Raw genomic sequence first — 13,324 nt, forward strand, 5'->3', positions numbered from 1 at the left:
CCTCGACGCGCTTGCCGTCGATCTCGTACGCGACGCAGACCGGGATCTCCTCCCAGCCGGTGAGGACGTCGAGCTTGGTCCCGGCGGGGCGGCGTACGCGTACCGACAGGAACAGGTCAGCCGGTGGCGGGGTGGCCGTCCCACCAGACGCGCTCGCTCTTGCGCGGATCCTCCACGACCTGGTGGGTCGCGGTGTTGTTGTGGGCGTACATCATCACGGGGCGCTTGTCGGTGTCGTAGGCCGCCCAGGAGACCGCGCCGGTCTTGGCGAAGTCCGCCCACGCCTTGTGCAGGACCTGGGCCAGCGGCTTCGACGGGTCGGGGCCGGTGAACTTCTTGCTCTCCGCCAGTTCCGTGGTGTCCCAGCCGTACGGCAGGTCCACGCTGTGGCAGGCGCCCAGCTTGATCCCGATGTTGTTGGGCGTCACCGGGGAGCGCCAGCCGAGCTCGTAGAGGTGGGTGGCGGCGGACCGCACACTGCGTGTCTCGGCGACACGGTAGGTCGGGATGCGGAACATCCGGTCGGTGAACAGCGCGCTGGCCACGCCCGAGGATCCGTCGCGGGGGTAGGTGTCCGTGTCGCCCTTCTTGTACTCGTCCCAGGAGCCCGTGGGGACGCTGTAGGCAGTCAGGTGACCGTTGTACAGGGCGGGAAGGTTCCAGGCGACCAGGACGGTGGAGACGATGAAGAGGCGGAACTCTTCGGTCGTGGTGCCCATCAGCAGCGGGATGCCGTCGCCCACACCGTCGGCGATCGCGTCGACGGGGCGCTTGGGCAGTGTGGTGCCGTCCACGACGGGCATGAAGGACAGCCCGCAGGAGGCCATCGTGCTCGCGCCGTACTTCGCGGTGTCCGGCTTCTGGCTGATGTCGGAACTGACCGTGGCCTGCGCCTTGATCAGCTCCTCGGTGTCGACGTCGGTGAGGGCCTCCAGGGTGGGGGCGATGCCGAGTTCGTCGGCGACGGCCGTGAGGACCTTGGTCGCGTCGGCGGGTGTCTGACCGATGTGACCGTTGCCGCTCTGGACGATGCCCCGGTGGAACAGTCCGTCGTCACGGAAGAGGAGCGCGAGCACGCTCATCGCGCCGGCGGACTCTCCGGCGACGGTGACGTTGTCCGGGTCGCCGCCGAAGCGCGCGATGTTCTCGCGCACCCATCGCAGCGCCGCGACCTGGTCGAGCAGGCCGCGGTTGGCAGGCGCCGGCGCGTCCGGCAGGTAGCCGAAGCCGTACACGCCGAGCCGGTAGTTGAAGCTCACGCACACCAGACCGTCACGGGCGAAGGTCTCGCCGTCGTAGGTCGGCACGGCCGACGATCCGGTGGTGAAGCCGCCACCGTGGATCCACACCAGCACCGGCAGTCCCGAGGCCTGGGGGTCGGGGGTCCACACGTTGAGGTTCAGCCACTCGTCGCCCTCGTGGTCCGGGTCGGCGACGATCTCACCGAGCCGGCCGGCGAGCGGCGGCTTGGGAGCGGTGGGGCCGTAGGTGTGAGCGGTGCGCACCCCGGCCCAGGGCTCGGGTGGCTGCGGGGCGTCGAACAGCAGGTCGCCGAGGGGCGCCGCCGCGTAGGGGATACCCAGGAAACGGGCGATGCCGCCCTGCTCCAGGCCTGAGATCTTGCCGTGGGCGGTCTCGACTTCGACGGTGTTCTGCTCGGACACGCGACTCCCAGGCCGGAGAACGGCACGCAGACGGGCACGCCGGCCCGTCCCGTGGCGGCCCGGGCCAGAACGACCGAGCACGACCATGATTACCTCACGGATTCATTCACGTACGCAGCGTAACCATGCGGAGCGGCCGTCAGCCTCCCATCGGGCTACTGCGGGCAGGTCCACGGGCTTCCCGGTATCCGACCGGCGGCACGGACCCGGAGGTGCCGGTCCGAGGACTCGGCGATCGTCCCGGTCGCCCCGTCACTCGTACCGGTACTTCAGCGAATCCGCCTCCGCCTGTTCGATGTCGGCGATCGTGAGCTCCGGTCTGCGCAGCTGGGCCAGCGTCACCTCGGCCGAGGTCGGCTGGGCGTGCGCCGGCAGCCACTGCTCCGGCTTCCAGGCACCACTGCGCAGGAGCGACTTGGGACAGTGCGGGTAGACCTCCTCGATCCCCAGCACCAAGGCACTGGCCGGCGGCTTGCCCACGGCGGTCAGCTGCGACAGCAGTTCCGGGCGGGTGGAGACGCAGGCCCGGCCGTTCACCCTGAGCGTCGTGGTGCGCCCGGGGATGAGGAACAGCAGCCCGGCCCGCCCGGTGGCGATGACGTTCTGGAGGGTGTCCAGACGCTTGTTGCCGGTCGCGTCCGGTATCGCCAGCGTCCGCGGGTCGAGGACGGCGACGAAGCCGGCCGGCCCGCCGCGCGGGGAGACGTCACAGTTGCCCTCGGCGTCCGCGCTGGCGACCAGGACCAGCGACGAGCACTCGATCAACCGACGGGTCTGTGCGGTGAGTTCAGTCATCTGCTTGCGCACGGCCGCGTCGCCGGGAAGCTCGTAGACCCGGCGCAGGGCGTCCTGGTCGGAGACGGCGTCGAGGCGGAGCGAGTCAAAGGCACTGTCTACAAGAGGTGACGTCATACCCCGACCCTAATGCGCCGACCCCTCGATTGAACTCGGCCGGTGGGCAGGGGCAGTCGCCCCGAGCGATCACGAGGCGTAAGACGCACCCACCTGATGTCGGGTCACCGTGCCTGTCTCATACGGCGGCGCCACCGCGGGGGCAAGCCGGGGCCGTGAGCGAGGGGTCGACCAGTACGGGCTCCTCCGCCCGGGCCCGCGCCAGGACGTCAGGTCGCAGACCGGCGGTGGCCAGACCGGGTTCGGCGGTGCCGGCGTCGGCGAGCAGTGTGCCGTCCGGGTTCCATATCGCGCTGCCGCCGCAACCGGGGTAAGGGCCGCTGGGCCCGCTGTGATTGGCGAGCAGCACATAGCTGGTGTTGTCCAGGGCCCGTGCGGGGAACACCGTCGCGCGCTGGCGCTCACCGCCTCCCCGGCCGAACATCGCTCCGACCAGGTACGCGTGACAGCCGTCGAGGGCGGCGGCCCGGGCGTGCTCGGGATAGCCGGAGTCCCAGCAGATGCCGAGTCCGAGCTGCCAGCCGTCCAGGGTGACGGTGCAACCACGAGTGCCCGCCCCGAAGCCTGCGGCGCGCTCGCTCGGGGTGACGTGCTGCTTGTCGTACTGAGCGGCGAAGCGGCCGTCACGGCCCAGGACCACGGCGGAGATGCGCAGTTCGCCGGTCCCGGAGTCGTGGGTGGGTGCCCCGGCCACCACGGCGGTGCGGGTCTCGGCGCAGGCGATGGCCAACGGGTCCAGCCGGGCGTCCGCAGGGCTCAGCGTGCAGGTCGCGGGGTCGGCCACGATGCCCGGCAGTTCGTAGCCGGTGAGGAAGAGCTCCGGCAGGACGAGCAGCTCGGCGCCCCGGTCGGCGGCGCGCCGGACCAGGTCCGCGGCAGCGGCGACGTTGGCGGCCACGTCCAGCGCGGCACAGGCCGCCTGACCGGCCGCGACGGTGAGCGGGGCGACGGGCAGGGCATGAAGATCGTCCATGGCGCACCAAACTACCCGGGCGCGCCGGGCGGGCCTCACACCGGTGTTGCCTCGGGCCTGCGACGGTCACTAGATTTGGCCGGGTGACTGCCGGGTCGGCCATGGGCCACGCACGAGTGAGGTTCCCGGCCTCGGCGTGAGCACGAGGCGGGCAAGAGCCCCGCCACCCTTCTCCGCGTCTTTGCTCCCGGCGCCCGCGTACGGCGCCCCCTTCAGACGAGTCCCAGGACCGGAGACCCACCACTGATGTCCCATGACCAGTCGTACCCGCAGGAACCCGCACCGACGACGACCGGCGTCCAGCTGAACCACACTGCCGTCTACGCGAGCGACCGGCACCTGTCCGCCGAGTTCATCGCCGTGATGCTGGGCCTGGAGGTCGGCGCCCCGTTCGGTCCGTTCCTGCCCGTCGACCTCGGCAACGGCGTGACGCTCGACTACTACGAGAAGCGGGACGAGCCGATCCAGTCGCAGCACTACGCCTTTCTCGTACCGGACGAGCGGTTCGACGCCGTGATCGCCCGCCTGGAGGCGGTCGGGGTGACCTACTACGCCCATCCCAACCACACCGGACCCGGGCAGATCAACCGCCTGTTCGGTGGCCGCGGCGCCTACTTCGCCGACCCCGACGGCCACAACATGGAGGTCATGACCCGACCTTACGTCCGTCCCTAGGGCGCGCCCGGACCGTGCTCGAGAGCCGGCCCGGTCCGGGGTCCGGTCTCGGCTTCGGCCGCTCGCTGTTCTGCGGCTCGCTGTCGGGCGGCCCGCTGCTCGGCCACTGTGGGGTGGACGGCCATGGCTTCGGCCGCCTGCCCCTGCCGGACCAGAACGTCGAACAATTCCTCACGTGCCTCGACCGTGCCGTGGTCCCGCAATTCAGCGGCGGCGGCAGCGAGGCGGCCGGCGACGCCGAGGAGGCCGGCCCTGACGATGCGGGGGTCGGTCCACGGATCCGGGTGGGCCTCGACCACGGCGATCGCTTCCTCGACGCGGCCGAGACCGGCGAGAGCGAAGGCCCGCCACCAGTGCTGGAACTCTTCGTGGCCGTGGTGGGGCACGGTGAGCGGATGATCCAGGAGGTGGAGCAGTTCCTCGGGCCGGTCGAGAAGCTCGGTGGCCAGGGGGGCCAGGAGGTTGGAACAGTCGTACCGGCTGAAGCCGGGCTCGGCGACGGCGATCGCGTCGTCCAGCCGACCGTCCCGCAGCAAGACCGAGGCGAGCCAGGCCCGGTACCCCAGCCGGTCGTCGGCGGCGAGGGCCTCACGCATCACCTTCTCGGCTTCCTGGGCCCGGCCGTGGTCTCGGAGGCTGCTCGCGTACTTGGGCAGGACGGTGTGCGCGTCCCGCCCGGTGGCCAGCTCGCGCAGCTCGTCGAGCCGGCCGTGGCGTGCCAGCAGTTCGGCGTAGGCGATGAGAGTGCCCTGGTCGCGGCAGCGGTACCCGGCTGTGTCCTCGCCGAGGATCCGCATCGCCTCGTCGACGCGCCCCCCGCGCTCCAGCACCCGGGCCCGGAGCTCCGGCATGTCGGAGCAGGTGTGATCCCATCGGCCCTCCTCGCGGGCCCGCCGCGCGGCTTCGACGTGTGGGGCGATCAGTTCCAGCACCCGCTCGTCACGACCCCGGCCTTCGGTGATCTCCACCAGGACCGACCGGATCCACACCTCACCGATGTGCGGCACGAGCAGGTCGACGGCCTCGTCCACGCACCCTGCCCCGGCGAGCAGCCTGGCCGTGTCGGCGCACACGTGCGGTGAGGCGCGGCCCTCCTCGTCCGGGCCGAGCAGATCCACGGCCTCATCCGTGCGGTCCGCCCGCAGCAGGACGTCCGCCTTCGCCCACAGGGCTTTCCGCCATCCGGTCGCGACGAACGGCTCCATCACCTCCAGCGCCCGTGCGAACTCGCCCGACCGGCACAGCTCCTGCGCCGCGCGCTCCGCGCAGAACCACTCGCCGCGCTCCTGCGCCGCCCGGATCACCAGGTCCAGGTGACCGTGCTCCAGCAGGAGTTCCACTTTCCGGGGAGGGATACCGCCGTAGTTGCCGGCCTGCCACGAAAGATCATCTGTATTCACGGCCGGAAGCGTAGAAGCAGCCACTGACATGCCTGGCGACCACGCCGTCGGCCATGGTCAGCTCAGCGTCCTGCGGACGGCGGCTTCGACCTGTGCGGCGATGGCGGCATGCCCGGCTGCGTCGGGGTGCACGAACGTGGCCTTCTTCCCGTCGGAGCACTCCAGCGAGAGCGGGCCGAAGTCCAGGTGGTCGGGCCAGTACGAGCCCGCCTGTCCGCAGATGCCTTCCACCCACTTCTCCCCCTGCGGCCGGCACACGTCGTGGCCCTTGCTGGAGGTGGCGGTGTCGACGTACTCGTCGCCGCTCAGCTCGGTGACGGCCCGGATGACGGCGTTGAGGTGGGTGGTCACTTCGTGCAGCCAGGCGACGTCCCCCCGGGTGACCGAGAGCAGTCCCACGTCCTTGAGGCGGACGGCCAGTTCCGTGGTGTCCTCGCGGTCACAGCCGCTGGGGTCTTCGGGAAAGATCGTGGGGTAACCGACCGTGATGATCTTTGCGTCGGGTGCCTTCCGGTGCACGTTCCGCAGCATGGTGGCGTACTCCCGGGTGAGCCGGTCGTACTTGTCGTAGATCGATTCGCGGTCGAGGAACAGGCCGTCGGCCTCGTAGGCGTCCCGGCAGGGCGTGGCCTCGTCCGGCCTGCCGATCCCCGCGAGCAGGCAGGAGGTGAACAGCTTGCCGATGGGCAGGCTGTTGCCTCCGACGCCGATCGTGACCACGTCGGTGCTCGCGCTCAGCGCGGCGCGGTCCGCCTGCGGGGCCAGGCCTGGCCAGCCGTCCTCGGGAGGCCGCACCGGGCTGACGGGAGTCTGCCGCGCCGAGGCGACCTCCAGAACGGTGGCGTTGCCGCAGCTGACGTCGGTGCGCCGCACCTTCCGGCCCGCCGGTGGACTGGCGGCGAGCCCCCGCTCGACGAGGTTCGGATACGAGCCCGTCGTGCGGTCGCAGCCGTCGCGGCCCGCGTCGCCCAGCGGCGGGCTGGGATCACCGACGAAAACGCCTGCCGTGTACGAGTCACCGAGCACGGCCCACTGCACCGGAGCCGGAGCCGGTGCCGCCGACGCGTGGGCCGGAACACCGGTCGCGACCGGCAGCACGGCCAGCGCACCCGCAGCGATGCCCGACAACGCCCGCACGACCGACCCTCGCCCGCGGGCCGCCGACCTGGCTGTCCTGGTCTTGACCATGCACCACTCCTCGCGAGATCCAATGAAAGGAATACTGCACAAAGTATCCAATTAGCCACCCTCGGTGATGCGTCGTGTGCGTGGGGCGCAACGGGTCCGCGCTGCCGTCGGCGCGGCACGGATAGCCTGCGCGAATGGAGCGGGTGCAGCGGATGCAACGGGTCGTCGGCGCGGTAGTCGGCTCAGCGGTGGGAGACGCCTTGGGCGGCCCCTTCGAGTTCGGCCCGGAGGGAGTGTTCTCCGCGCGGTTTCCCGCTCCTGGTGCCGGTGGCGAGATGTGCGGAGGCGGCGGCTGGGACCCCGGCGAGGTCACTGACGACACACAGATGGCCGTCCTGGTCGCAGAGTCGCTGCTGGAACGGGACGGGCTGGATCTGCCGGACATCTTCGCCCGCTTCCAGCGGTGGGCAGCGTCGGAGCCGAAGGACATCGGCCTGCAGACCGAGGACGTGCTGACCAACGGGATGCCCTGGGACCGCGCCGCCGCGATCCACTTCCAGGTCAACCAACGAGCGGCGGGAAACGGCTCGTTGATGCGGGCGTCGACCTCCGCGGTCCACTTCGCCGCGGCCGGACGGGAAGCCACCATGGACGCGGCCCGCAGCATCGCCGCCCTGACCCATGGTGACCGCGCGGCCTGGGAAGGCACCGCGATCTTCCACGAACTCGTCCGTCTCACCCTCGCCGGCGCCGATCCCCTCGCCGCGATCCCGGGCGTCCTGACCCTCGTCCACCCCGACCACCGCGACCGGTACGCCGTCGTCCTCGCACCCGACTGGCATCCCGACCGGGCCACCGAGTTCAACGGTGCCGTCTGGCCCTGTCTGGGCTCCGCCGTCTGGGCGCTGCGCACCACCGACAGCTTCGAGGACGCCCTGCGCGCGGCGATCGACCTCGGCGGGGACACGGACACCGTCGCCGCGGTGACCGGCGGTCTCGCAGGGGCGTACTACGGGCTGGACGCCATCCCCGCCCGCTGGACCCGGCCGCTCCATGTCCCCCTCCCGGGCTTCGACGGACGGGTGCTGCGCCTGGCGGATCTGCTCCACCTCGCGCACCGCCTCGGAGGCTGAACCGGGTCCTGCTCCACAGCGGCACCACCGCACTCCGGTTCATGCCTCTGCTTCGCACCGCGCGAGCGCGTCACTGCGTGTCGAACCCGGTCCCCCGGGAGACCGTCTCCCACGCGGCGAGTTCGGCTCGTACCGAATCCAGGTGGCCGACGAGGAAGTCCACCGCGTCGCCGCCGAGGGCGAGCCGCAGCGGGGTGTTATCGGCGTCCAGGGCCAGCAGGATCGCCGCGGCGGCCTTTGCCGGGTCCCCGGGCTGCGCGCCGTCGCCGTCCTGCACCAGCTTCCGGGTCGCGCCGACCTTCTCCGCGTACGCCGGGTGCTCCTCGGAGAAGTGGGCCGCGCCCTTGCCGAACAGGTTGGTGCGGAATGCACCGGGCTCCACGATCAGCACCTTGACGCCGAACGGCGCCACCTCGTCGGCCAGGCCCTCGGACAGTTGCTCCAGCGCCGCCTTGGTCGCGCTGTACGCGGAGAACCCGGCGAAGGACAACTGCCCTCCGAAACTGCTGATGTTGACGATCGATCCGCTGCCTCGCTCCCGCATCTGCGGCAGCAGCGCCCGGGTCAGCCGGGCCGGCCCGAACACGTGCACCTCGAACAGGTCGCGCAGCTCTTGGTCGGTGGTCTCCTCGAATGCCCCGACCTGCGTGCGCCCGGCGTTGTTCACCAGCACGTCGACCCGGCCGTAGCGAGCCAGGACGTCGGCGGCCGCCTCGTCGATCCGCGCGCCGTCCGTGACGTCGAGACCGATCGCCTCCACCCGGTCGGGGTACGCGGCGACCAGGTCCGCCAGGCCCTCCGGCCGCCGGGCGGTACCGATCACCGTATCACCGGCCGCCACCGCGGCTTCGGCGATGGCCCGCCCGAACCCACTGCTCGCGCCGGTGACCAGCCATACCTTGCCGTTCTCGGTCATCTCTCGTCTCCCCCATCACTGCCGTACGGGACCGCCCCGCCGACAGCCCCCATCCTTCGCCGGAATCCGGGACCACGTCCAAGATCTGCTGTGATAGCCATGCGTTATGGACGTCCACGGACGCGATCTGCGCTACTTCGTCACGGTCGCCGAGGAACTGAACTTCACGCGGGCCGCCGAGCGGCTGTTCGTCTCCCAGCCCGCGCTCAGCAAGCAGATCCGGATGCTGGAGAAACAGCTCGGCGCGGGTCTGTTCCAACGGGACCGCAGGGCGGTGCGGCTGACGGCTACGGGGGAAGCCCTGCTACCGCACGCCCGCGAGTTACTGGCCGCCTGGCAGGCCGCCCAGGCGGCGGTGGAGGACGCCAAGGCCGCCGAACGGCACACCTTGGTCATCGGCATGTCCACCAGCCCGGGCCGCGGGTTGCTGCCCGCCCTGCGCACCCGGCTGGTCTCCCTGCATCCGGACGTACGGCCCGTCCTGCGGCAGGTCAACTGGGCCGACCCCAGTGCCGGACTGGCGGACGGGTCCAGCGATGTGGCGTTCGTCTGGCTGCCGCTCCCGGACGGCGAACGCTACCGGTACGCGGTCGTGGTCCAGGAACCACGCGTGGTGGCGCTGCCGCACGGGCACCCCCTGGCGGCACGGGCCGCAGCCGATCACGAGGGTGCGGTGGACTTCGCCGATCTCCTCGACGAGCCGTTCCTGGCTCTCCCCCCGGAGGCCGGTCCGCTACGGGACTACTGGTTGGCCCTGGACTCCCGTGGTGGTCGCGCGCCACGGATAGGCGGGGTGGTGGCCAGCGCCGAGGAGACCCACGAGGCGGTCGCCAACGGCCAGGGGATCGCACTCCTGGCGGCCGGCAACGCCTCGTTGGTCGTCCGGGACGAGGTGATCGCCGTACCGGTCCGCGGCATTTCCCCTTCCCGGCTGGCGGTTGCCGCGCGCAGGGACGACGGGCGGCCCGCCGTGCTGGCCTACCTGGCCGCAGCGCAGAAGGTGGGAGCCGGCAACGCGTGATCAGCGTTCGGGCTGCGGCGGCCGCCTTCGAGCCCTGATCGGCATGCAGCATGATGTGGGTGTGATCACCATTCACCTGAAGTACGAGATCGATGCCGACAAGCTCGAGGACTTCGAGGAGTACGGCCGCCGCTGGGTCGGGCTCGTCAACCGGTTCGGCGGGACCCACCACGGCTACTTCCTGCCGAGTGAGGGCGACAGTGACATCGCCTACGCCCTCTTCTCCTTTCCCAGTTTCGCCGCGTACGAGCAGTACCGCCAGGACAGCATGACCGACCCGGAGTGCCAGGACGCATTCGAACTGGCTCGGAGCACCCGCTGCATCAAGCGGTACGAGCGCCGCTTCCTGCGACCGCTCGACGTCGAGTCCCAGGACACGGTCGGGCCTGGTCGGCTGTCCCACTGACCGTCTGCGTCGACCAGGCACCGCTCGACTGCTACCGGACCGAGTTCGCCGTGGACGAGAAGTCCTCCTGGGTCAGGGCATGGACGATGCAGGGGCGGCCGAGGACCGTGTCCTCGCGCAGGGGGGTGAATCCGAGGCGCCCGGCGACGGCGGAAGAGGCCGTGTTGCCGGGATGGATCATGGCGGTGATCTGCTTGAGCCCCAGCGGCCCGAAGCCCCAGCCAAGAACCGCCTGGGCTGCTTCCGTGGCATAGCCCCGGCCCCAGTGGGCGCGGGCGAAGGTCCAGCCGATCTCGGTCTCGCCGAACTGCTCCCACCAGTTGAGGCCACTGCGCCCGATCACTTCACCGGTACTGCGCAGTTCGACGGCGGCCAGTCCATGACCGCGCCGAGCCCACTGCTGCTGTATGTCGTGCAGGCGTGCCGCGGCCTGCTCCCGGGTGTAGCTGCCGACGAAGCGGTTCACGTCGTCGTCGGCGTGGAGCTGCACCCACCAGTCGGTGTCGGCTTCGGTGAGCGGGCGCAGCCGGAGACGTTCTGTGGTGATCACTGTGGTCGAGTCCTTACGTTCCACCTGGGACGGGCGAGGACGACGCGCTTCAGAGGAACGGCGTCCCGGCGTCGAGCCCCGACAGCACCCTGCCATAAAGCTCCAGGTTGGCGGCCGGGTTGACGAACGAGTGCAGGCTCAGGGCGTTCAGGTCCCGCACGATCCGCTGGATCGGTATCTCGCGGTGGAGGGACGAGGCGCCGGAGGCGGACCCGATCAGGTCGGCGGCCTCCTTGCACAACCGCACCAGATACCCGCACTGCGCCCTGATCCGGGCCCGCTCCTGCGTCGTGTACGGCGCCGGGTCGGCCACCCTGGAGTCGACCAGCCCCACGAAGTCGGCGGTGAGCAGTTCCGCGGCCGAGATCTTCATCGCGGCCTCGGCGAACTGGAGATGCGTCAGCGGGGCGTCGTGCTGGCGCTCGTAGACGGTGTACGTGATGCCCCGCTGGTGGATGCGCTCGCCGAACTCCGTCAGAGCCGCCCGGGCCAGGCCGAGGGCGTTCGCGGCCGACCAGGCGCAGAACAGCAGCAGCACCGGCATCCGGTAGAAGGAGTCGGCGCTGTTGCGCCGGGACGCGAACTCGCCCGCCAGCAACGGCCCCACCGGCAGCACCCGATGGGCGGGTACGTGGACGTCCTGGGCGACGACGGTGTTGCTGCCGCTCCCGGCCAGACCCGAGACGTTCCAGTCGTCCAGCACCTTCAGGTCGGTCATGGGGATCGCCAGCCACAGCATCTCCGGCGGACCCTGTCCGGTGTCGGCCAGCGCGGTCAGCAGATGCCAGTCGGCGTCCTGGCATCCGGTCGCGAAGGGGGAGTTCCCGCTGACCACGTAACCGCCGTCCACGGCAACGGCTTTCGAGCTCGGGATGAGCGTGCCACCGACCCGCACGTCGGGGACGGTGAAGATCTCGTCCTGTGCCTCGTCGGGGAACAGGGCCGCGATGAAGGCACACCCGGCCTGGATCAACGCCATGAACCCGGCCGACCCGCACGCGGCGGAGACCTCGCTCAGCGCGTCGACCTGAGTGCGCAGTGAGGACTGGTAACCGCCGTGGTGGCGGGGGACGTTCATGCGGAACATCCCCGCACCGGTGAGCGCCTCGACGACCTCGGCCGTCACCCGGCGTCGCTGCTCCGCACGCAGGGCGTGCGAGCGGATGAGCGGCTGGAGGTCGCGTACGCGTGCGACGAGGTCGGTGTCCGAGCGAGGTGCTGACGAACCGGCCACGGGGCGACCTCCGGTCTCGGGTCACGGCAGACCCCTCACCGTCGCGCCGATCCCGACGGCTGTCAACGCCGCCTCGGTACAGTGCGGTTGATGCATCCGTGGAAGGAAGCCGACCCGGCCGCAACACCCTGGCCCGGCCGACTTCGTCCCAGTGCCTCGCCTTCCGCCCCTCACCGCTTGCGCCACTCCTCGGCCAGGAGTTCGTAGGACCGCACCCGGTCCGCGTGGCCGTGGGTGATCGTGGTGATCAGCAGTTCGTCCGCGCCGGTGGCCTCCTGGAGCTGGGCCAGTTGGTCGGCGACCCGGCCCGGGGAGCCGACGAACTGGGTGTCGAGGCGGTCCTGCACCAGTGCCCGGTCCGCGTCGGACCACGTGTGGGCACGGGCCTCGTCCGGTGTGGGGAACCGGATCGCGCCTTCGGCCGTACGGATGCTGCGCACCCACAGGCCGTACCCCGTGGCGAGTTCGCGCGCGGTCTCGTCGTCCTCGGCGACCACGACGTCCGCGGACACACTGACGTACGGCTTGTCCAGGACGTCGGAGGGCTCGAACGCGGCGCGGTAGCCCTCCGTCGCCTCGAGCACCGTGGCCGGACTGACGTGGTAGTTCGCCGCGAACCGCAGACCGTTGCGGCCCGCGACCGCGGCGCTCTCGCCTCCGCTGCTGCCCAGGATCCAGATCTCGACGTCGGCGCCCTCCCCCGGCACGACATGGGCCTCCACCCCTTCGGCGGAGCGGTACGTGCCCGCCAGCAGCGCCAGGATGTCGTCGATCTGCTCGCCGTAGTCCTGCGACTCGGCGTTCGGCAGGTGGAGCAGCTTGCGCTGGAGTGCCACGCGCGGTGAGCCGAGCAGGTGCTCGAACGAGAAGCGGGGCGGTATGCGCAGGCCGTTGGGGGCGTACCCGTCGACGACCCCGGTGGCGGTCGGCGGCGGGGTGGCGGTTCCGCCGGGCGGGCGTCCGCCGGAGCGGCCGAGGCCCAGGTCGAGGCGCCCGGGGTGCAGGGCGTCGATCAGGCCGAACTCCTCCACCGTGGACAGGGCGGTGCGGTGGCCCAGTTGGGCGGCGCCGGAGCCGAGCCGGATGGTCGAGGTCGCGGAGGCGGTCAGCGCGAGCACGACGGCGGGCGAGGTGCCGGCCACGCCCGGGTTGAGGTGGTGTTCGGCGACCCAGTACCGGGTGTAGCCGAGGCGCTCGGCCTGCCGGGCCAGGTCGATGGAGTTGTGCAGCGCTTCGCCGGCACTGGAGCCGGTCGAGATCGGGATCAGGTCCAGGACGCCGAGGGGGATGTCGGACATGTGCGGAGGGCTCC

General features: G+C 71.0%; 13 protein-coding genes and 1 pseudogene. 4 read left to right on the forward strand and 10 right to left on the reverse strand.

Annotated features, from left to right (window positions below; translation table 11 throughout):
- The 4 genes and pseudogenes from ACWC24_RS27380 to ACWC24_RS27395 form a co-directional block, all read right to left on the reverse strand.
- Positions 1–79: pseudogene (locus ACWC24_RS27380) on the reverse strand (adenylosuccinate synthetase); the annotation flags it as partial.
- A gap of 37 nt (positions 80–116) precedes the next feature.
- On the reverse strand, positions 117–1,664 hold the full coding sequence (locus ACWC24_RS27385) for a carboxylesterase/lipase family protein (protein WP_450665538.1): 1,548 nt from the start codon (positions 1,662–1,664) through the stop codon (positions 117–119).
- Positions 1,665–1,916: 252 nt separating this feature from the next.
- A complete protein-coding gene (locus ACWC24_RS27390) occupies positions 1,917–2,576 on the reverse strand; it encodes an MSMEG_1061 family FMN-dependent PPOX-type flavoprotein (RefSeq protein ID WP_450665539.1) in 660 nt (219 codons plus the stop codon).
- A gap of 118 nt (positions 2,577–2,694) precedes the next feature.
- Positions 2,695–3,549, reverse strand: coding sequence for a carbon-nitrogen hydrolase family protein (locus ACWC24_RS27395; RefSeq protein WP_450665540.1), 855 nt, complete (start codon positions 3,547–3,549; stop codon positions 2,695–2,697).
- Between the two features lie 246 nt (positions 3,550–3,795).
- Here ACWC24_RS27395 and ACWC24_RS27400 point away from each other — a divergent pair, with 246 nt between their 5' ends.
- Entirely contained in the window at positions 3,796–4,224 is a 429-nt protein-coding gene (locus ACWC24_RS27400; RefSeq protein ID WP_450665541.1) for a VOC family protein, read from the forward strand.
- On the opposite strand, the gene ACWC24_RS27405 is transcribed toward ACWC24_RS27400, so the two are convergent.
- Complete coding sequence (locus ACWC24_RS27405) at positions 4,221–5,624, reverse strand: hypothetical protein (protein WP_450665542.1); 1,404 nt, start codon at positions 5,622–5,624, stop codon at positions 4,221–4,223. The two genes, ACWC24_RS27400 and ACWC24_RS27405, sit on opposite strands and share 4 nt — an antisense overlap.
- 57 nt (positions 5,625–5,681) lie before the next feature.
- On the reverse strand, positions 5,682–6,812 hold the full coding sequence (locus tag ACWC24_RS27410; RefSeq protein WP_450665543.1) for an SGNH/GDSL hydrolase family protein: 1,131 nt from the start codon (positions 6,810–6,812) through the stop codon (positions 5,682–5,684).
- Between the two features lie 134 nt (positions 6,813–6,946).
- On the opposite strand from ACWC24_RS27410, the gene ACWC24_RS27415 reads away from it, so the two are divergent.
- Positions 6,947–7,885, forward strand: a complete 939-nt coding sequence (locus ACWC24_RS27415; RefSeq protein WP_450665544.1) for an ADP-ribosylglycohydrolase family protein — start codon at positions 6,947–6,949, stop codon at positions 7,883–7,885.
- A 70-nt stretch (positions 7,886–7,955) separates the two neighbouring features.
- On the opposite strand, the gene ACWC24_RS27420 is transcribed toward ACWC24_RS27415, so the two are convergent.
- Complete coding sequence (locus ACWC24_RS27420; protein WP_450665545.1) at positions 7,956–8,801, reverse strand: oxidoreductase; 846 nt, start codon at positions 8,799–8,801, stop codon at positions 7,956–7,958.
- A 106-nt stretch (positions 8,802–8,907) separates the two neighbouring features.
- Here ACWC24_RS27420 and ACWC24_RS27425 point away from each other — a divergent pair, with 106 nt between their 5' ends.
- Positions 8,908–9,822 carry a LysR family transcriptional regulator gene (locus tag ACWC24_RS27425; RefSeq protein ID WP_450665546.1) on the forward strand — a complete coding sequence of 305 codons (915 nt, stop codon included), beginning with the start codon at positions 8,908–8,910 and terminating at the stop codon, positions 9,820–9,822.
- 61 nt (positions 9,823–9,883) lie between these two features.
- Positions 9,884–10,228, forward strand: a complete 345-nt coding sequence (locus tag ACWC24_RS27430) for an NIPSNAP family protein (RefSeq protein ID WP_450665547.1) — start codon at positions 9,884–9,886, stop codon at positions 10,226–10,228.
- Between the two features lie 31 nt (positions 10,229–10,259).
- Here the strand turns inward: ACWC24_RS27430 and ACWC24_RS27435 are convergent, their stop codons facing one another.
- The 3 genes from ACWC24_RS27435 to ACWC24_RS27445 form a co-directional block, all read right to left on the reverse strand.
- On the reverse strand, positions 10,260–10,778 hold the full coding sequence (locus tag ACWC24_RS27435) for a GNAT family N-acetyltransferase (RefSeq protein WP_450665548.1): 519 nt from the start codon (positions 10,776–10,778) through the stop codon (positions 10,260–10,262).
- A 49-nt stretch (positions 10,779–10,827) separates the two neighbouring features.
- The gene (locus ACWC24_RS27440; protein WP_450665549.1) at positions 10,828–12,012 is read right to left on the reverse strand and encodes an acyl-CoA dehydrogenase family protein; all 1,185 of its coding nucleotides are present in this window, start codon (positions 12,010–12,012) and stop codon (positions 10,828–10,830) included.
- A gap of 170 nt (positions 12,013–12,182) precedes the next feature.
- Positions 12,183–13,310, reverse strand: coding sequence for an LLM class flavin-dependent oxidoreductase (locus ACWC24_RS27445; protein WP_450665550.1), 1,128 nt, complete (start codon positions 13,308–13,310; stop codon positions 12,183–12,185).
- Positions 13,311–13,324 lie beyond the last annotated feature (14 nt).

This window comes from Streptomyces sp. NPDC001443 (assembly GCF_053597355.1).